This is a genomic window from Algoriphagus chordae (assembly GCF_003254055.1).
Taxonomy (GTDB): domain Bacteria; phylum Bacteroidota; class Bacteroidia; order Cytophagales; family Cyclobacteriaceae; genus Algoriphagus; species Algoriphagus chordae.
This window is the reverse complement of sequence record NZ_QKZT01000003.1, coordinates 359,579-380,498: the sequence shown is the minus strand read 5'-3', so window position 1 is coordinate 380,498 and position 20,920 is coordinate 359,579. Positions and strand designations below refer to the sequence as shown.

Sequence of the window (20,920 nt, the reverse complement as noted above, 5' to 3'; positions counted from 1 at the left end):
CAGATACGATTGGGGGGCAATGGTTGATCGCGGGAATTATCTGCGAATATCTGCGGGAAACAAAAACTATAAATGAAAGGAAAACAAATTATACAAACAGCAGCTATACTTGGCGCATGTGCTGTGGGAATAGGCGCATTCGGAGCGCATGGATTAAAGGAAATACTTGCTGAAACGGGCAGAGCAGAAACTTTTGAAACTGCTGTCAAATATCACTTCTACCATTCACTTGCCATTTTCTTGATTGGCATTTTAGCTTTGGTAAAACCCAATTGGACAAAACTCAGTACAGCAGCAATCTTGATGCTTGTAGGGGTTCTGATTTTCTCCGGTTCTCTATATGTCCTATCCCTTACAGGAATTACCTGGCTTGGAGCAATTACTCCCTTTGGTGGTCTGGCTTTCATCGCCGGCTGGATTTTGGTATTTCTTGCCGCTTCTAAAAAATAAGTATGCGTAAACTGCTCAGCCTCTTTCTCTTTACTCTTTTTGTTAGCACCAGCCTTTTTGCCCAACTCAACCGAGATCAATATCTCAAACTGGAATCGGCTCTAGGTGAAGGAAGTTTTTTCAATGGCCATCTCTCAGGATTCATGTTGTACGATTTGGATTCACAGACAGTACTCTATGAGAAAAATAGCCATCAAAGATTTATACCTGCTTCTACTACCAAGCTATTCACGCTCTTCTCCTCGCTTATTGTTCTGAATGACAGTACCCAAACATTACGCTATGTCACGGAAGGAAACAGGATAAAGATTTGGGGTTCAGGTGATCCAAGTTGGAAATACAAGGATTTCTATCAGCCAGCTATCGAAGCCCTAATTGCTCCTTATGAGCAGGTCATCTTTTCTGATGCAAACATGATGTCTCCGGCCTTTGGCTATGGTTGGCAATGGGATGATTATTACTATAACTATTCCGCAGAGCGTAGCTCATTGCCGATCTATGGAAATCTGGTTCATGTCAAAAAAGTTGGTAATGCGCCCACGGTATTTCCTCCTAGTTTTCAAGCTGATGTGTTCCCCACTAATCGCACAATTCGTGAAGTGGAGCGGGATTTTCATAGCAATAAATTCTACTACAATCCAAACAATTTCCGAGGAAGAGAGGAATTCATCCCTTTCATCAGCTCGCCTGAGCTTTTTATCAAACTAGCTTCAGATGCCACCGGAAAAAATTGGGCTTATCAGTCAGACTCTTTGCCAGCTATTCATCAGGAATGGCGAGGTGCTCCACTCTTTCCAATCTTGAAAGAGATGATGCTGGAAAGTGACAACTTCCTTGCAGAGCAACTGATGCTGATGGTTTCGGATCGGCTTTTTCAGCGTCTGGATACAGAACGAGCGATTGAATACATGCTTAAAACATATTTGTATGATTTGCCAGACGAGCCCCAATGGGTGGATGGATCTGGCTTGAGCAGACATGATTTATTTACTCCGAGGACAATGGTGGCACTTTTTGAAAAGATCTATCGCATGGTACCAGATCAGCAATTGTTCGAACTATTGCCAGCAGGTGGAAAAGTAGGAACCTTAGAAAACAGTTATAAAGCCGATCAGCCTTACATTTTCGCAAAGACTGGCACGATGAGCAACAATCACAGTCTCGTTGGACTAATCAAAGGCAAATCTGGCAGGTATTACTGTTTTGCATTCATGAATTCGAATTACCCTTGGAAAGCTTCAGAAGTCAGAAGGGAAATGGAGAAGGTAATGCTAATGCTGAGAGAAATGATTTGATTTGGGATTTTTGATTTACTAACTGAATCTCTAAATGGGGTAGAATCTAGCTCAACAAACTGCATCAGGTCAGACTTGAAAACGAGAACGATAAAGTACAGCTCACTGAAAATTATCTTTTTGGAATACAAATCCTACGATAGGACTTCGGCTTACAAATCACGATGAACTTGAGAGTATGGATTTACTTGCAACGTAAGGATATCTGAAAATAAAGCCATATTTTTAGATTAAACTTTGAGGCTATGAAAACGATAGAAGTTAAGAGAATGCTTATACAGAAAATAGAGCAAATCAATGATCCAAAGATTCTTGATGAGGTAAATCGTTTATTGGAATTTGATCTGGATTCATCAGAGAAAATGGTTTTATCAAATGATCAACTCAAGGCAGTAGAAGAAGGAAGAGCACAATACTTTTCCGCTCAAATCAAAAGTAATGATCAGTTAGACGGGGAAATTGAGGAGTGGTTAAGAAAGTAGTATGGACCTTAAGAGCGGAACAAGACCGAAAGGAAATTTTATCCTATTGGAAGAAAAGGAATAAATCAAATACATACTCTATTAAACTTAATGGACTTTTTAAGGAGGCTGTTAAAATTATCCAATCAAATCCACATATCGGCAAACTCACAAACTCAGGGAATGTGCGATCAAAAATCGTAAAGGATTACTTGATGTTTTATGAAGAATTCCCAGAAGAACTTGTGATACTAGCGATTTGGGACAATAGACGAAACCCCAAAAACCAAGAATATATTTCTAGTTTTTAAAAACACTATTACCTGATTAAGTCACAAATTGTGACACTAATCTCTCGTAAAGTCAGAGGAATATTTAGTTTAAACCATTACAAATACTGTCCCCAGACCGTTTTACGATTAATAGCCCTTGGCTTAAGCAGATTCAGTCCTGAAAGCTCTCGCGATCTAGTAAAGCTCAATAGGAATTATTTTTAGGATTTCAAATCCTACAATAGAACTTCAGGATTCCAAATCCCCATGCGATATCACCCTTACAGGGTTTTTTAATAATTTTTTGATCCCCATTTCCTATAATCCGATCACCTCTTTGAGGTTCGGCATTCCAAATCACGAAGAGCAGAATCATGACCATGCATCGAGCCGGCGGCTCGTTAAGGTCTGTAGCCAATCGTCTATCAAGGTACCTGCCTAGCTGGAATGATTTGATTTGTGATTTACGAGAGCAACGTATCTTTTGAAATAATTAGTAGGTGTTAGTCCTTTTTACCTGAAGTGAAAATACCAGATTGTTTAATTCTAATGTGCGAAAGATTTGTCTCTCCTAGGTTCGTTCTGTTTAAAAAATCAAGGTTCAAAAGAATTAAATCACTAAAGAGAATCCTTTGCGCCTCGCGCCTCGCGGGAGACATATTGCGCAAAATAAAAAAGCCTTATTTTCACGTTTCAGAATTACAACCCCCTTCCAGATGCAAAAACGCGCCTTCCTCAAATCCCTAGGACTACTTTCAGCTTCCCTCCCATTAGTATCTTGGGATACAGCTCATTCAGCTTACGATCCAAAAACACTTTTGCCAAAGGCAATCAAAAAAGGCGATACCGTAGGACTGATATCTCCTTCTGCTGCTACGGCCGAAAGGATGCAGTTCACTTATGCCAAAGAAGCTCTGGAAGCTTTAGGTTTTCAAGTGAAAATGGGAAAAAACCTAATGAACCGTCGAGGACATCTCGCTGGCACAGATGCCGAACGAGCAGGTGATTTGAATGACATGTTTGATGATAAAGAGGTGAAAGCCATCGTGAGCATACGTGGCGGTTCGGGAGCGGCTAGGATTCTGCCCTTGATTGATTACAAGATTATCTCCAAAAATCCAAAGCCCTTATTGGGATATTCCGACATCACAGCTTTGCATTGCGCGATACATGCTCAAACTGGCTTGATCACCTTCCATGGACCTATGGGTTCTGGCAGTTGGAATAGCTTCAATGTGGATCAATTTGAAAGGATCTTTTTTGATAAAGACTTAGTCACTTTTGAAAATGTACATGCTGAAAGTGATGAACTCGTTGTCAAATCCAACCGAATTCAAACCTTGAAAAGCGGAAAGGCTGAAGGCATAATATTAGGTGGAAACCTAACGGTTTTGACAGCGATATCAGGTTCTCCATACTATCCCGATTTCAAAGACGCCATTCTATTTATTGAGGACATTGGAGAAGATCCCTATAAGATTGACCGTATGATGAGCACGCTCAAGCTCAATGGGACATTAGACAAAATCTCAGGTTTTGTTTTCGGTCAATGCTCCGATTGCGAGCCAGGGGGAGGCTATGGTTCCTTGACCTTGGATCAGGTCTTAGATGATTATATTTTACCACTGAAAATCCCAGCCTACTCTGGCGCGATGATTGGGCATATTTCTAAGCAATTTATCATTCCTGTGGGGGCGAAAGTTGCGATGGATGCGGACAATGGAACCATTTCACTACTTGAGTCCGTATTTCAGTAGTAAAAACAATTATGAAAATCCTTCTTTTGCCACTCATCCTTTTTGGAATGCTATCCTGCAACAGTTCCAAAAATATGCTTCCTGATGATTCCGATTCCACTATGACTGACAACAACCCACAACTTACTTATTTGGCACTTGGCGACAGTTACACCATCGGCGAGGGTGTGAAAGATGCGGGCAGATTTCCTAGTCAGTTGATCGTAAAATTGAACGCTGAAACTTCAAAATCTTGGGCTGCGCCAAAAGTGATTGCTCAGACAGGTTGGACTGTAGATGAACTGGAACAAGGCATTCTAAAAGAACAAATTAACGGAACCAGCTATGATTTGGTCACTTTGCTAATAGGCGTAAATGATCAGTACAGAGGCCATTCTGTTGATTCTTATCGTGTCGAATTTGAGAAAATGCTGGATAGAGCTATTGCTTTCGCTGCTGGAAAAACAAATCATGTAGTCGTAATCGCCATCCCAGACTGGGGAATTACACCCTTTGCGGAAGCTAGAAATGCAGATAAAAACAAGGTGGAGACAGAGATCAAAGCCTACAACCAGACCCAGAAAGCTATCTGCAAACAAAAAGGAATCAGCTTCGTTGACATCAGCAAAGAATACAAGGATGCTGGACAAGCCCCGGAAATGCTTGCTGCGGATGGCTTGCACCCAAGTGCAGAAATGTATGAAATCTGGACTAAAAAGCTATTTGACCATATTAAGACTATCAATTTCTAAGAATGAATAGCGAATTCATTTTAGCAAATCCTCTCTAGAGAAAATATCAATCTATGAAAACCATATTATTTCTACTTATCAGCAGCGTCCTGGGAGCAGTAGCCTGCGAAAAGCAATCTGAGCAAAACACAGAAACTTGGTGGGTAAATTCTGCAAAAATGGATTGTGTAGGCGTGGCTCCTATGTCTTGTTTCCAGATACAAAAGGGAGCTGAAATTGACCCTTCCGCTTGGGAGTTTTTCTATATTAGTATCGAAGGATTTGATTATGAGCCTGGGAATATTTACCAGATCAAAGTAAAAGTGACAGACAAAGATAGTCCAGTTCCTGCGGATGCTTCATCCAAAAACTACGAACTTGTAGAGATTATGAGCAAAGAATCAGACCCATCCTTAAGGATTTCCAATATTTGGAAAGTAACTCAAGTCGGAGACATCGAGAACCCTACAGGTTTTAAAAGCAAAGAAGCTTTGACTTTCGAATTTAATGCATCCAAAAAAACTTATGTAGGAAGCATGGGCTGTAATTCTGTACGCGGAGCAATTATAGAGAATGATGGAGAAACATTGAGCTTTGGCCCTGGTGCTGCCACGATGATGGCTTGCCCTGATATGAGCGTGGAAAATGCTATCTCAAAAGCTCTTATCAATACGCGCGGATATAAACTGGAAAAAAACCAACTTTACCTTATCAATGAATCAGGGGACACCTTGATGACTTTACAAGCTGTAGATTAATTATCAGGTATGAAGATTATTTGCATTGGCCGAAATTATGCGGCACATATTGAAGAGCTGAAAAATGAAACGCCTGGAAACCCTGTCGTTTTCTTGAAGCCAGACACAGCGATTTTGAAAGACGGAGCTCCGTTTTTCTATCCTGATTTCTCCAAAAACATCCATCACGAAGCTGAGTTGGTGCTGAAGATATCCAAGCAGGGAAAATACATTCAGAAGAAATTTTCTCATAGATACTTTAACGAAATAGGTTTTGGGATTGACTTCACTGCCCGAGATCTACAGGATCAATGCAAAGCCAAGGGTTTACCCTGGGAAATCGCCAAAGGATTCAATGGTGCTGCACCAATAGGAGGATTTAAATCCGTAGATGAAATTGACGATCAAAAAAACATAGATTTTCATCTCAGTATCAATGGGGAAACTCGCCAAAAAGGTAATACCTCGCTAATGCTATTTGATTTTGGAACTATCATCGAATACGTGTCACAATTTTTTATGCTAAAAAAAGGAGATCTTATCTATACTGGTACACCTGCGGGAGTTGGCCCAGTGCAGATTGGAGATAAGTTGGAAGGATTTATTGGTACCGAAAAGTTATTGGATTTTGAAGTTAAGTAAGTTAGGCTGCACCCTCCTTTTTCTTGGTTTGTTTGCTACGCCGGAGCTAAATGCTCAGGAGGTGGATAAAGGCTATTTTATGAATCCTATAAAGCCTGGAGTCAGAAATTACCTTTCTGGTAATTTTGCCGAGCTAAGACCCAATCATTTCCACACAGGATTGGATTTGAAAACAGGCGGTCAGCAGGGTATTCCTGTTTTGGCGGCTGCAGATGGCTGGGTACATAGAATCAAGATTTCATCTTTTGGCTATGGGAATGTCATATACCTCAAGCATCCCAATGGTAAAATCACGCTCTACGGACACCTTCGAAATTTTAACCAAGAGCTGAGCGAGTACATGCGCAACAAAATGTATGAGGAAAAAGCTATTGATCTGGAAATTCGTCCTGAGCCCGGAGAATTGCCAGTGAAGCAAGGTCAGCGAATAGCAGATAGTGGAAATACAGGAGGTTCGGGCGGCCCTCATTTGCATTTTGAGATCCGTGATAGCTTGGATCGAGCGATGGATCCACTCCTTTTTGGTTTCCCCGAAATCCTGGATAATATAGCACCAGTACCTCAAAGCATCGCCATAGTTCCGCTGGACATAGATTCCCGAGTGAATGGTGAGTTCCAAAGACTTCAGGTAACACCAGTTGCAAACGGAGCAAATTATCGCCTCCCATCGGATATCAAGATCACTGGAAAAGTAGGCATTGAAATCCGTAGTTATGATCAACTCGACGGAGCGAGCAACAGAAATGGCTACCCTATTTTTGAGTTGGCGGATGAAAATGGGACTCTGTTTAACTTGACTGTAGACAAGGTTGACTTCAATTACACAAGGCAATTTCTACTGTACACCTACCAAAATCGCTACACCAAACTATATTTTCAAAAGAACCTAAAGTTTGAATTTCTATCTCCCTTGGAAGAGAACACTGGTCATTTGGCCCTGGAACCTGGTGTGAAAAAGAATTATAAGCTAAAACTTCGTGACACCTATGGTAATGAGCGAGAGGTAAGTTTTACGCTACAAGGCCAAGATTTGGAAACGAATATCAACGACGACTCTGCTCCTTCCAAAGCTTCATTAGAATACCTCAATAATATCCTAAAAATCAAAGCTCCTATTTCTTCCCAAGGCGGCTTAGCAAAGTTCTCAGTTGGATCAAATTCCTTTGAAATGCTTCCTGCTTATCAGGATGAAAATAGCCGAACCTACCTCTGGGACATGAATTTTGGCATTCCTGATGAGATTGACATTTGCACTGAAATTCTTACTCCAGGTATCAATGCCTTGATCCCAGTAGGAAAAGAAATTTCCTATTCTGAAGAGAATGTTCAGCTGAATTTCAAGCAGGAAACTGTATTGGACGATTTATTTTTGAGGCTTTCTCAAGCTAGATCTTCCAGTTCACCAAAATTGCTGATAAATGATAGCCAAGACTATCTTTGGAATGCGATAAACATACTCTGGACCGTACCAAGTTATACTGGAAACAAGGATCGCTCACATGCCTATTATACTTCGGGAAATTCCAAGTCATTCTTGGGCGGAACCTGGAATGGTGACACCTTAAATTTTGGTTCTAGGTATTTAGGAGAAATCTCCATTTTACAGGACAACACCAAGCCTACGATCAAAGTGATTCGTGTCAATTCATCTGATTTACGTTTTGTGATTCGGGATGATTTGTCTGGTATCGACAGCTACGAAGCCTATGTAAATGGCAAGTGGGTGTTGATGCGATACGAGTACAAGCAGGCGGTGATTTGGTCCGAAAAACTTACGAATGAAGCCTTCAAAGGAGAAGTTTTGCTAAAAGTTACCGATAAAGCTGGCAATACTGCTGAATGGAAAGGAACGATTGGTTAAATTAGGCGCCCTAAACAATAGCATATGAAACTAGAAGAAGGCCAAATGGCCCCAGATTTTGAAGCGAAAATTGAAACAGGAGAAACGATCAAGCTTTCTAACTATCGAGGGAAAAAGGTTGTCCTCTATTTTTATCCAAAAGACGCTACTCCAGGATGTACTGCTCAGGCATGTAACCTAAGAGACAACTACGATGCCTTACAAAAAGCAGGTTATGTAGTCTTTGGAATCAGTTCAGATGCGGAAAAATCCCATGTGAAATTCAAAGAAAAGCAGGCACTTCCATTTTCTCTGATCGCTGACACAGACCTAAAAGTACACGAAGCTTACGGCACTTGGCAAGAAAAGAACACCTTCGGCAAAACCTACATGGGAACTGTCAGAACGACCTTTGTCATCGAAGAAGAAGGCAAAATCGCTGAAATAATAGAAAAAGTAAATACAAAAGAGCATACCTCTCAAATCCTTAAATAGACCTATCCGAAATGGAAAAAAAATCAATCGAACAACTCGAAAGCGTTGCATCACAGGTTCGTAGGGACATTCTTAGAATGGTTCATGCGGTACAGTCAGGACACCCTGGCGCTTCACTAGGTTGTACAGAATTCTTCGTAGCACTGTACTTTGACCAGTTGAATCACGACTCAAACTTCAAAATGGAAGGAAAAGGTGAAGACCTATTTTTCCTTTCTAATGGGCATATTTCACCAGTGTGGTACTCCGTACTTGCTAGATCAGGATACTTTTCTCCTGAGGAAATGACCACCTTCAGAAAGCTAAATTCAAGATTGCAGGGTCACCCGGCAACTGAGGAAGGACTTCCTGGAATCAGGATCGCATCAGGTTCTCTCGGCCAAGGCATGTCCGTAGCAATCGGCGCAGCTCAGGCTAAAAAAATCGACGGTGATGACAGTACGGTATATGTCCTTATGGGTGATGGCGAACAAGAAGAAGGTCAAGTATGGGAAGCTGCTATGTATGCCGCTCACTGGAAAGTGGACAACTTGATCGCTACTATTGACTTGAATAGACAGCAAATCGATGGTCCTACAGAGAAAATCATGAATCTGATCGACCTAAGAGCAAAATATGAGTCTTTTGGATGGGAAGTTATCGACACGCTCAAGGGAAATGACATGAAGTCTGTAGTAGAAGGACTGGAAAAGGCGAAAAGCCTAAGTGGCAAAGGAAAGCCAGTAATGAACTTGCTTCATACTGAAATGGGCTTTGGCGTGGACTTTATGGTTGGTACACACAAGTGGCATGGTATCGCACCGAGCGACGAGCAGCTTGCAGACGCTTTGGGACAACTTCCAGAAACAATCGGGGATTATTAAATCCACAAATTTTTAGACCATTTACTCAAAAGAAAACATGGAAAAGACATTGGATTTAAAATTCAACTATACAGAAAAAAAAGATACACGTTCTGGCTTTGGTGATGGCTTATTAGAAGCTGGTCGCAATAACCCAAACGTGGTAGGACTTTGTGCCGATTTGATCGGTTCATTGAAAATGGGAGCATTCCAGAAGGAATTTCCTGAGCGCTTCTTCCAAGTAGGAATCGCAGAAGCAAACATGATGGGCATCGCTGCAGGCATGACTATCAATGGCAAAATCCCTTTTACAGGTACTTTTGCCAACTTCTCTACTGGCCGCGTATATGATCAGATTCGTCAATCTATCGCCTATTCAGGCAAGAATGTGAAGATCTGTGCATCTCACGCAGGATTGACACTAGGAGAAGACGGTGCTACGCATCAGATTTTGGAAGACCTAGGCATGATGAAAATGCTTCCTCATATGACAGTGATCAATCCTTGCGATTACAATCAGACGAAAGCGGCAACGATTGCTATCGCTGAATATGAAGGACCTGTTTACCTAAGATTTGGTCGTCCATCTTGGCCTATTTTCACTGATCCAGCTCAAAAATTTGAGATAGGAAAAGCTTGGAAAATGATCGAGGGTACAGATGTAACTATCTTCGCTACTGGCCATCTGGTATGGGAAGCAGTAGTAGCTGAAGCAATCTTGAGATCTGAAGGCATCTCTGCCGAAGTGATCAACATTCATACAATCAAGCCACTAGACGAGGAAGCGATTCTAGACTCTGTAGCCAAAACAGGTTGTGCTGTAGCCGCTGAAGAACATCAATACAACGGTGGCTTAGCTGATAGCGTAGCACAAACTCTTGCAAGAAACAATCCTGCTCCAATGGAATATGTAGGTGTAAACGACAGCTTTGGCGAGTCAGGTACTCCTACTCAGTTGCTTGAGAAATACGGCTTGAATGCAGCAAATATTGTAGCTGCCGCTAAGAAAGTATTGGCAAGAAAATAAGTTAATTTCCATGCAGCTTCTGAAGAAGCAGCATAACCACAGTTTCGAAAGAGACTGTGGTTTTTTTAGGTTTATACCCTTTTTCAAAGAGAAATCAGTCTAGCAATTTTTGCTTCAAACTAAATCAAAAAGATCAATTTGACCTATTCAAATTTCATTAATATGCTGATTTTAACGATCTTATAAACTGATTCGCTAAGAGAATAATCACTTTAAGCCCAAAATATTCTCCATATTTTGAATTAGAATCGATTCATCACAGGCTTTTTCTCTATAAAACACAGCAGACTATGAAAGCTCTTCTCGCATTTACTTTATTATTATTTATTTCCACTTCTAGCTTTGCACAAGAAGAGAGTGAGACTTCCCCTATCTTATTTATTTATGATGCCAGTGGCTCGATGTGGGCGGCGATGGAAGGTAAAACAAGAGTTGAGATAGCGCGGGATGTCCTTTCCACTTCGATCAACCAGCTACCAGATGCGCAAAAAATTGGGCTAATAGCATATGGTCATAGAAAAAAAGGAGACTGTGTGGATGTGGAATACCTTGTAGGTCTGTCCAATACCGATAAATCAAAAGTAACTGGTGAAATCCAACAAATTAAACCCTTGGGAATGACTCCCCTCGCCTATTCCGCTAATTTGGCAATCGAGGACTTGAAGAAATCCAATCAAAAAGCCACCATCATATTGGTGACTGATGGAATAGAGTCATGTGATGGAAATATTTGCGAAGTAATCCAACATGCAAAAGATGCAGGTGTAGATTTCAAACTTCATATTATTGGTTTTGGGCTAAAAGATGAAGAAACAGCACAACTTAAATGTGCCGCTGCTGCTGGAGAAGGACAATATTTTGATGCCAAAGATTCTGCCGGCTTACTAGGCTCACTCGCAGAAGCTACCTCTGCCACCGTAGACATGCCAGTTGGGAATTATGGAATATCTGTCAAGTTGAATGGACAAATGATAGACGCAATAATTCAAGTTCTTGAACCGGGAACGAAGAATAAAGTCTCGCTAAAAAGAACCTATAGAGATACTGTACTAATCACACTTCCTGAAGGAAAACATGATCTTATAATAACAGCCCTTGAGAACACAGACTTACAGCCTATTCAAATCTCTGGGGTTTCGGCTGATCCAAGTGAGATAGTTTATCAAGAAATAAGTTTTGACGGAGGCAAAATGGCTTGGACTATCACCAACAATGGAAAACCATGGGATACGCTAATTAGAATATTTGAAGCTGGGACGAAAAAACAAGTAGCAGCTGGAAGAAGCTACGGAGAAGAAGAAGAATTCGAGTTAAATCCTGGCCTCTATGATGTTGAGCTATTGGCATTTGTGATCTCTGGAGAAAAATCAATTCGAAAAGAAAAAATAGAAATCAAAGCTGGAGAAAAATTAGAACTCACACACGACTATAAAACCGGTATCGCCAAAATCGGAGCATCCCACAGTTCTGACCTACTTGATGCTACAGTAGTAATCAAAATCGCCAGTACAAAAGAAAATGTATCTGGAATGAGAACCTACACTTCTGAAAGCAGTAATCCTCGAGAATTCATCCTTACCCCAGGGGAATATGAAGTCACAGTCACTGCTGTTCCCAAAGAACATGCTGGTAAAAAAGAAGTATTCATTATGAAAATCCTAGCAGGTGATACATTCGAAAAAACCATCAAATTCTAGCTATGAACAAATACCTTAAACCTTCAAGCATAGCATGCTATATTTTGCTCTTCATAGTGTTTTTCATAATAGGCGCAGCAACAGCCGGGTTATCAGGAGTAGCTAAGAACCAAGGACTAGCTGGCGGCGCTATTGTTCTCGAATATGGGATAATGGCATCATTTGGAGGATTAGCCCTTGCTATATTCCTCATTTCAAAGACTAGTACAAGCAATATCAAAAAAGCAAACTGGGTTATTCTGCTGATCGTACTTTTGACTTTGGCCTTCTTGGGATTCCGCTCCACATCCACTGAGGGAGCAACCTTTTCTCCAAAGCGACCACAGCCCAAAACAGTTACAATCCCAGTCAATTTCACTAACAACTCTACTGCTGAAAGAATAGGTTTGGGTCTATTTTCTCCAAACTTCTTTGAAAACGAGGTTTTGTATTTTTATGCGGTACAGAATTTCGACAGACCCATTGAAGACAATCCAAAGCTAGATAGCATCACATTTGCGAAAACCGAGCTCGGTAAATATACAATTACAACAGCCCCACCATGGTTACAACCTGAACATTTGAAGCTTGATTATGGCATTCTCTTTTTCAAGATTATCCGCATTGGAAAGGACTATATTCAGTTAGAAGGCAACAGCACTACAGAGCAAACCTATTTCGTTTCCAGATGGTCTGGAGACATAATTTTATGGCCAGAATTCATCTTGAATACATTCATGTTAGAATTTCCAGAAGGAAAAACTCAAGCTATAAGAATCAAACCAGTCGAGAATGCATCAAGTATCCAAAACTCTTCCCATTTGATGCGAGCCATATCTATTCAAGATTTCTGGGTAGAAGTAGAAGTACTAGACGATCAATGGAATAAAATCGACACTGGCTGGATCAAATGGAGAGATGAGTCCCAATTGCTAATACAGTATTCCTTACTTTCTTAACTATTTTACACACTAACCCAAAGGCTAAGAGCACTGCAAAAAACTTGCATTTTATTTATTGAAAATCTATTCACTTTTATTTTGGCAAGACAATCAAAATACATTTCTTTGAATAAGAATTAACAAAGATTACACACCCAAAATTGTCGTTCATTCTAACTCGCCAGCCACAATGATTAATCTTTCGCAAGACTTAAGTATCCAAAAACTCACGCTGGACGATCAACCAGAGCTTATCGAGTTGATGCGAGAAATTTACATTCCCTCCTACCAACATATTTGGTCTGATTCAGGGGAATGGTATCTAAAACAAATGTATAATCCTGATGCTTTTAAAAAGGATCTAGAGAACCCAAAAAGCCATTACTTCTTTGTCCTTTTTGAAGGTTGGAAAATTGGCATTTTGAAGTACAGCTACCCCGAATCTCCTGCTTTAATCGATTTCCCAAATTCACTGCACCTTCATAGGATTTATATCAGCAAAGAATATCAAGGCAAAGGAATTGCTGCTCAGCTAATGAAAAGAGTCGAGTCTATAGCAAGAGAAAGAAATATGAATTTCATCTGGCTGGAGGTAATGGATACGCAATTGCAAGCGCAAAGCTTCTATCGAAAAATGGGCTTCGAGTGGCTTTTTACTTACCACTTAGATTACAAAAAATTGCTTCCAAAATATCGTGGTATTCAGATTTTGAGGAAAAGCTTGAAATGATATTTTTCAGAGGAACTGAGGCTTGGCTATTAGCGAATCAGGCTTGAATTCATTATTTTAAAAAAAAGCATCTATGCTCAAATCTGTACTCTATTCTCTTTCAGCAGTAGCAGTCGTTTCTCTTCTGTTTTACTTTTCCATAGGAAGCAAAGAAACAAGTTCCATTCAAGCAGCAAGCTTCGTTAACTTCAACACAAACAGTGATCTCGTCACCGCAGAGGATGATGAAATGGTAGGTGTTTTTTTTATGCCTTCATGGAATACTTCTCCAGACCCAGCTGTGGATCGCGATAGTTTTTGGTCCTGTCTTATGGGAAAAGAAGACTGTTCCAGCTTACACAACCCAGGTATTTGGGGCCCAAAAGGACGTATTTACAATGCAAAATACCCTTACGAAGGCCCATATTTAGGTCACAAGCCTATCAAAGAACTAAAAGGATTTTATAAACGAGATGATCCCGAAGTCATCAAAAAGCAACTCGAGTACATGAAGAGCTTTGGGATTGACTTCTTTGCCTATGATTGGTTTTTTGGTAGAAACTATTACTACCATCTAGACTTTGCTCCCCAGTCAAACATCTATTATCCAAAAGGCTGGAAAACAGATAAGAGTAATGCCGGCCGTGTGGAGGTGCCTGGCCTAGTAGAATGGGGTGATCAGCTCAAAGTAATGCTTGAGGTAAACGAAAGTCTTCCCAAGGAAAAGCAAATGAAATGGGCTTTGAACTGGTGTGATGACAGCAATGAGCGCTGGATGCTCTGGCTGAAGGTAGGATCACCAGATGAGCTTGCCCGTAAAGCAAACTACCAAGGTGAAAAACCTGATAAGGAATTATACCTGAAAGTGCACGAGAAAATTACTCAACTATGGATTGATGAGTATTTTGGTAGAGGAGATTATTTGAAGGGAGAAGACGGACGTCCAATTGTCTATTTTTACTTTCCTCAGGATGCGGAGTCCAGAGCAGCATTCTATGGGTTGAAGCTAAAAGACCTACTTGACCTTTCTCAGAAAACCGCCAAAAAAGCAGGTTTACCCGGAATTAAATTTATCGCGGTAACTGCCGGACCAATGTTAGAAAATGAACGAGTTTATGGGCTTCCAACATTATGGAAAGCAAATAACCCTCAAAAACCTTGGGAAGGAGGCAGCTACCAAAACAAGCAATTATTGCAGGAATATGTCCCAAGGCTGAAAGGAATGGGTTTCGAAGGCATGACCGCCTATGTGTATCATAACTTCATGAATAAGGATAACAAGTCCTTTGCCGATATGCGGGAAACGTATAAGGGTCATTGGAATATGTGGTCTGAAAAGTTTAAGAGCGATCCAAACTTCGAATATCAAGTCCCTACCGCTATGGGATGGGATATGCGCCCTGCTGGAGGCACTTGGCCTCAGCCATCAGGCTTTCCAAGTGAACCACAGAAAGACCGTGTCCACAGTGACAAGAACAGTTTTACCGCTATGCTCAAAGATGCGAAGCAAACCTCAAAAAAATACCGTTCCAGCAACGGAAACACGGTAATGGTTTGCTGCTGGAACGAGTATCTGGAAGGGAACTTCATCGAACCTACTGAGTCACATGGTTTCGATTATCTAGAAGCTATAAAATCTGTATTCGGGAATTAAACCATTAAAGAGCATCTTCCAGCTTCTTCATAATCTCATTAAAATCCGATAGCAAAGTCTCTTCTTTTTTCATCCGTTTCAGGACGGCTCCTATTATTTCGAAATGCTCTAGTTCAGCTACTTTCTGACCTTTGTTGCCTGCAAGACCCCAGAGCTTCAAGTACTCAGTGGTGATTTCTTCCTTGCTGGCCTTTGATATTCCCATCAAGAATTGTGTCAACATGATATTAGCATAATGGGCCATTTTCCAAAAATCATCTGACTTCAAATCACTTGCCTTTAATTCATCATAAATCTTCTGCATTGCCTTTCTGGCATCCAAATCAATGAATTTGAGGCCTTTCTTCTCTTCAAGTAAAAGTTGAAGTTGGGTAAGGGTAAGCCAATTGGTAAGCGGATAGGCATCTCTATGTTCCGAAAATAAACTAGCTTCTTTGTAGGCATTTATAGAAGAACTAAGCGCAGCCATGACCTCTTTTTTAGGCGCGCTACTCAATAGATGCATTTTGCGCTTATAGGCAGACCCTATTAGAGACCACCTTTCTGCACTCTCTCCAAAATGTCTAGCAAGACCTTCCAAATCCCCTATCACCTTGTTGGTGATTTTAATAGCTGCATCCAATTCATTTGGATCAGTAGCAAATTTCTGCAAAGCAAGTTTGGTCTGGATATTACAATGCCTCTCGTAACTCTTAATAGTATATTCTGATTTTTTGGACTTCAGTAATTTCTCAAAACATCCACATGATTTCTCATATTCTTGCAAACCAGCATATATCCCTGCAGCTAGCTCCTGGATTTTGTCAGTGAGCATATTCCTACTTTGCATTTTCGAAAGGATCTCATCGATTCTTTTCAGGATCGCTTCATGCTCATATTCATTGGCAGCCATGGATTCAAAGGTGTTTTGCAATTCAATCTCCACTTCCTCACAGATCAATAGCTCATCTTCATTTCCGCTCCATATCCCATCGCCTGTCAATTTGTAAAAGGGATCACCATAGCATTGGAAGGCTCCCCAAGTATTTGTCCTCCGTCCAAACTCTATATAGATATCCTTCCTAGCACGTTTGACAGCCTCACCAAATCCTAGTCCTGAAAACATATTCTCGTAGAATTGCTTAGAAAACTGTAGCGCAGCGGCATCATCTACTGCCCAACCCGCGACAATCACTGCCCTTGCCCCATTATTGATCAATTGGGTGCCAATATTTGCGGCGAATTTATTCCTATACTGACTTCTCTCCTCGGATTCCTTGTCCATTAAACCTAGGTAGCAGCAGTTTACGAAAACCAATTCCGCCGAAGAGCTCATACCTGCTATCTGCCCAGGAGTTAAAAAAGTATCATTTCCTATCACCATTCCTGTTGCCTTATTAGGTCCATGCTTGAATACTCCATGTCCCGCTAGGTGGATGATTTTATGATTTCTGGAAAATAGCTTTGTTATAATAACGTCTGCTGTGCTACTAATTAAACTTTGAACCTCGTACTCATACTTCTTGAGAATGTTTACTACGGCCTCTGCTTCATTTTTGGCACCTGCCAGCTGTGGCATAAACTTATCCAGCATTGGATCACCTACCACCAAAGCAGACTTAGCCCTTACACGGGCGATTTTTTCTCGAAATTGCATGGTAGTCAACTGACGAACCATCCCCGTATGCACACACAGCGGAACAGCATCCACATCCTCCTGGATCATTTCCCAAGGATATTCTGCAGATGCCAAATCTAATATCCAGGAGACATTGTTGAGTCGCTTAACCTCTTCCTTGAACTGGTACGGTATCAGCAGTTCAAACATGGTTTTAGCTATTTCTGGAGAATACTGGTTTTGCAAAGTCATCCGTTTCAACAAAACCTCCAAAGTTTTGTCATTGGCTGGCATATAAGCCACCTTCTCACTAGCTCCATTGGAAGCAATGGACATTCTTATAGCCTCTTCAAACTCATCTGTGGCTCTCAATTTCAGTTCATGAGACACACTCAGTCTTGTCCACCAGTCATTGGAATTGTCATATGGAATTCTCCAACGTCGTCCCAGTTTGTAATTCAGTCCTTTCTCGTTGAATACCACATTGAATTCCCTGCTATCATCCACTTCCAATCGCTGGATGGTTTTCAAAATAGACAACGCTTTATCATTGAAAATCTCCACGATTTCAATTTCCTCTATCCCTCTTATCTTTCCTTTATAAACAGATTGGATATTTCTATTTGCCTGCTGAATCCCCAAAATAATAGCGCGTATAGAACTCTCAGTAGATAGTCCACCATAGGCATTAGCAATAGCTATCACCGAAATACCATTAATAGCTGTACTAGCCTCATTTTCTTGGGAATTGCTATTCTCTTTTTTGATGGTCAGGTACCGAGCCACTCCTTTTTCCACCGAATTCATCAGTGCAAAACCCGATAATTCTCCTGGAACTCCCAAGCCTACAATCACACCTCCTTTGAAAGGGGATTTAGAATAATCTTCATTAAGCACAATCTGATTGGTACCAATTGCACCTGGGTACAACCCTAATCCATGAAGCCTAGCCAATTCCCCACCAAGTTGGCGATCAATCGCCAGCTCAGTGGTGAGAATAGCATCAAACTCAAAATGTCCAGCAAGTACTGGGTATTTAGCATATTTCAAATCTCCATGACTTACGGCGACCAAAACAGGCTTTTCTTCTTTCCATTTATCCTCTCTTTCTTCAGCTCCCAAAATGGTATTCAGAACATTCTCCTCGCTGATATCAAAAATCTCCACTTCCGTAGGAGCAAAATCCTTTTCCTCTCCACGTGACTTTGGCAGGCTATTTTGCAGCCTTTTGGTACTTCCAAAAATCAATAAATCCTCTATAGCTGCAAAGAGATTTTTATCTTTAGAAAGCCCTCCATGGGATACATTCGCATAATAAAGTTGTTTTTTAACATGAATATCAGCAGGAATTCCTGATGCCCAGGTAACACTCGAATCTCCGGCATTGGTCGCGTAGAATACCAATTCCCCTTCTTCTATTGCAAGATTGGAAATGGTAAAACTATCTTTCCCGCTTTGCCCTGCGATATAAGTGAAATTGGAGTAATCTATACTATCTACATTTGCCAAAACCTGTTGCTGATGCTCCGCAAATTCATCTAAAACTTTCGCTGAAGGTATTGGCCAAGAATCATCCCCTGAGGCTGCGCGCATTCGTTCCCACAGACTTCTGTCAGAGAAATCATGCCTCCCATCCTTGCTCATAGGCAAAAGATTGAGAATACCTGGAAAATTACAGAAGACTTCCAGAAGCTCCTTAGTCGAATGCTTGATATCTATCTTACCCAGAAGCTTGATTACACTATCCTTACCAAAAAGCACATAAGGAATCCTATAAGAACCTCCGAGTGGTGAGCCCAAAAGCACTGTTCTAAATCCTATTGAACTGTTGAGTTTTTGCCAAGTTTCTGGATGATATACAATAAAGTCCCGTACCAAAACTCCTCCCATACTGTGAGCAACAATTTTGATAGGCTGATTATAGCCCAGCAATTCTTCCACTTTGCTCTTGAAATCGGCGGCACTTTGCTTCAATGGAATTCTCCAATCAAATTGGAAAGTGACTATATCGTATGTCTGTTCTAGCTGATCACCCAGTTTGCCATAGGAGGTTTTGATCAAGGATTGAGCCGAAAGATCCCCCGGCTTATCAGAATCGTAAGCTAGTCCACTCAGTTCACCCTTAAGGAAGCGCCAATAGTTTATCCATAGCAATTTTTCGCTTTCGCCGATATTGGACCCCATGATCCCTGGTATCAAAATCGCTATTGGGCGATCTCCAGAAACTTTATCACGCTTGTAGGAACCCGATTCAATTCCTGCTATCCCTCTATCCGCATCCGTTAATTTCAAATCAAAACTATCAGGGACATCCCCTACCTCAGCTGCAAGGCCAGAAATTACGGCTATTTGCGTATCGGGATTTGAAAAGTATTTGAAGTGATTGATCGTACCGCTTTTCTCTATAAAAACTGCAACGGTACCAGTGGCACGTCTGGCTCCCCATTTCATGCTCTCGGTATCCACCACCAAGTCATTTTTTCTGCGAAAGAAAAACTTACCCAAAATCACAGCTAGGCTCTTAAAGCTCAAACTTAGCTCACTACTTCCTCCTACTACAAAAAGTGGAAATTTGATCTCAATATCCGAAGCCTGATAATTCATCGCCTTGATAAATGGCGACTTTGGATTCATCGCTTCCAAACCTGGTAAAACATCTACATCATCCTTGCTGGCGACTGCCTCCATGATAAACTCCTTGAAGAGCACATAAATAGGATTTCCCACATGACCTACTGCCAAGCCAATCAGATTGAAGGTGACATTTAGATAAATATTCAGTCGGTTGGAAGCTAGTGTAGTACCATTGGCAGGACATGCTACCCGCACCATTGACCTGACCTTTATCTTTTTGGTTTTAAGTAGAGTCCGAATCTCCATAATCGCCCTCAGATCTGCATCTCTATCATGCTTTTCTAAAAGTGACATTTCTACATCATCGAAACCTTTCCCTGAAGTAGCAAACCTTGCGATCAAATCTGCCAGCAAACCACCACGTGAATGGCTTAATAGGTTCAATTCAATCTCTGAAGGAAGAGATTGGACTAATTCCAATATGTTTTCTAGAGGGCTTGCGGTAAGTGTCCGATGCTGAAAGGATAGCAAGTGATCCTCACCGAAGCTTTTCACCAATGCCTTCCATTCCTCAGATTCCTTCAACTCACCAAAGGACCCCATAGTCGATGAGCCTGTGCCATGCAGTAAAAGTAGAAAGCCCTTTTTCACATCCAGTTCAGCCTCTTTGCTGGTTTTATCGAATTTGAGACTTCTTAGCTCTAGCTCAGATGAACAAGCTGCCAAGACACCATATTCTACTTTTTGGAAGTTTTCTCCTGTAAATTCCAGTTGCTTATTTTCCAGCTTTCTGGCCATCTCCTTCATCTTAGGCTTGATGATTTTCTTTTTCACAAAGACCTTCAACAGCTTAATACCAATCTTTTTGAATACGCCTCTTTCCTGCTCGTCAGATTCTATTTCATCCGGTAGATAGAGTTCATTCCCATCTGCTGAGCGCTTGATCTCCTGTGGAAAAAGTGTAGTAACTGTATCGCTGTCACCCATCCAGACCGTATCATCTTCAAAATCAAATTCAATGATGTGGTCATCTCCGAGTTCGAGGATCTGCTCCGGCACATCCCCTCTGGTGGGACTTTCTACAGTGTAGGCCTGATCAAACTGATAGAGTTCGAACCCGCTATCTTCTCCTGAATGAAAAGAAGAATGATCTTGTCCTTTAAGCTTAATTTTCAAAGTAGCCATAGGTAAAAATTAGTTAGAGTAATGGTATAATACCGGTTCAACAATGGAAGGCAAGA

At 41.1% G+C, this 20,920-nt stretch carries 17 protein-coding genes; 16 read left to right on the top strand and 1 reads right to left on the bottom strand.

The genetic code is table 11. From position 1 onward, the window contains the following. Positions 1 to 72 precede the first annotated feature (72 nt). The 16 genes from LV85_RS05330 (at position 73) to LV85_RS05255 (ending at position 15,508) form a co-directional block, all read left to right on the top strand. A complete protein-coding gene (locus LV85_RS05330) occupies positions 73 to 450 on the top strand; it encodes a DUF423 domain-containing protein (RefSeq protein WP_111317146.1) in 378 nt (125 codons plus the stop codon). A gap of 2 nt (positions 451 to 452) precedes the next feature. Then, positions 453 to 1,745 carry a D-alanyl-D-alanine carboxypeptidase gene (locus LV85_RS05325; protein WP_245942157.1) on the top strand — a complete coding sequence of 431 codons (1,293 nt, stop codon included), beginning with the start codon at positions 453 to 455 and terminating at the stop codon, positions 1,743 to 1,745. Between the two features lie 245 nt (positions 1,746 to 1,990). Beyond that, positions 1,991 to 2,227 carry a hypothetical protein gene (locus tag LV85_RS05320; protein WP_111317144.1) on the top strand — a complete coding sequence of 79 codons (237 nt, stop codon included), beginning with the start codon at positions 1,991 to 1,993 and terminating at the stop codon, positions 2,225 to 2,227. Next, entirely contained in the window at positions 2,212 to 2,517 is a 306-nt protein-coding gene (locus tag LV85_RS05315) for a type II toxin-antitoxin system RelE/ParE family toxin (RefSeq protein WP_111317143.1), read from the top strand. Before LV85_RS05320 ends, LV85_RS05315 begins: the two co-directional genes overlap by 16 nt. A 677-nt stretch (positions 2,518 to 3,194) precedes the next feature. After that, a complete protein-coding gene (locus LV85_RS05310) occupies positions 3,195 to 4,235 on the top strand; it encodes a S66 peptidase family protein (RefSeq protein WP_111317142.1) in 1,041 nt (346 codons plus the stop codon). An 11-nt stretch (positions 4,236 to 4,246) separates the two neighbouring features. Then, positions 4,247 to 4,966: an SGNH/GDSL hydrolase family protein gene (locus LV85_RS05305; RefSeq protein ID WP_245942155.1), complete on the top strand. Its 720-nt coding sequence runs from the start codon at positions 4,247 to 4,249 to the stop codon at positions 4,964 to 4,966. Between the two features lie 53 nt (positions 4,967 to 5,019). Further along, positions 5,020 to 5,703, top strand: a complete 684-nt coding sequence (locus LV85_RS05300) for a DUF4377 domain-containing protein (protein WP_111317141.1) — start codon at positions 5,020 to 5,022, stop codon at positions 5,701 to 5,703. A gap of 9 nt (positions 5,704 to 5,712) precedes the next feature. Next, positions 5,713 to 6,324, top strand: a complete 612-nt coding sequence (locus LV85_RS05295) for a fumarylacetoacetate hydrolase family protein (protein WP_111317140.1) — start codon at positions 5,713 to 5,715, stop codon at positions 6,322 to 6,324. After that, positions 6,311 to 8,185 carry a M23 family metallopeptidase gene (locus tag LV85_RS05290; RefSeq protein ID WP_245942154.1) on the top strand — a complete coding sequence of 625 codons (1,875 nt, stop codon included), beginning with the start codon at positions 6,311 to 6,313 and terminating at the stop codon, positions 8,183 to 8,185. The genes LV85_RS05295 and LV85_RS05290 overlap by 14 nt, the downstream gene beginning before the upstream one ends. Positions 8,186 to 8,209: 24 nt before the next feature. Continuing rightward, positions 8,210 to 8,659 (top strand): thioredoxin-dependent thiol peroxidase, encoded by a 450-nt coding sequence (gene bcp, locus LV85_RS05285; RefSeq protein WP_111317138.1) that lies wholly within the window; start codon positions 8,210 to 8,212, stop codon positions 8,657 to 8,659. Positions 8,660 to 8,670: 11 nt separating this feature from the next. Beyond that, positions 8,671 to 9,522: a transketolase gene (locus LV85_RS05280; protein WP_111317137.1), complete on the top strand. Its 852-nt coding sequence runs from the start codon at positions 8,671 to 8,673 to the stop codon at positions 9,520 to 9,522. 37 nt (positions 9,523 to 9,559) lie between these two features. After that, positions 9,560 to 10,528 carry a transketolase family protein gene (locus LV85_RS05275; RefSeq protein WP_111317136.1) on the top strand — a complete coding sequence of 323 codons (969 nt, stop codon included), beginning with the start codon at positions 9,560 to 9,562 and terminating at the stop codon, positions 10,526 to 10,528. A 290-nt stretch (positions 10,529 to 10,818) separates the two neighbouring features. Continuing rightward, positions 10,819 to 12,225, top strand: coding sequence for a vWA domain-containing protein (locus LV85_RS05270; protein ID WP_111317135.1), 1,407 nt, complete (start codon positions 10,819 to 10,821; stop codon positions 12,223 to 12,225). Between the two features lie 2 nt (positions 12,226 to 12,227). Then, positions 12,228 to 13,163 carry a hypothetical protein gene (locus LV85_RS05265; protein WP_111317134.1) on the top strand — a complete coding sequence of 312 codons (936 nt, stop codon included), beginning with the start codon at positions 12,228 to 12,230 and terminating at the stop codon, positions 13,161 to 13,163. Between the two features lie 172 nt (positions 13,164 to 13,335). Continuing rightward, positions 13,336 to 13,875, top strand: coding sequence for a GNAT family N-acetyltransferase (locus LV85_RS05260; protein ID WP_111317133.1), 540 nt, complete (start codon positions 13,336 to 13,338; stop codon positions 13,873 to 13,875). A gap of 73 nt (positions 13,876 to 13,948) precedes the next feature. Beyond that, entirely contained in the window at positions 13,949 to 15,508 is a 1,560-nt protein-coding gene (locus LV85_RS05255; protein ID WP_111317132.1) for a glycoside hydrolase family 99-like domain-containing protein, read from the top strand. 4 nt (positions 15,509 to 15,512) lie between these two features. On the opposite strand, the gene LV85_RS05250 is transcribed toward LV85_RS05255, so the two are convergent. Beyond that, on the bottom strand, positions 15,513 to 20,864 hold the full coding sequence (locus LV85_RS05250; protein ID WP_111317131.1) for a CHAT domain-containing protein: 5,352 nt from the start codon (positions 20,862 to 20,864) through the stop codon (positions 15,513 to 15,515). Positions 20,865 to 20,920: the final 56 nt, after the last annotated feature.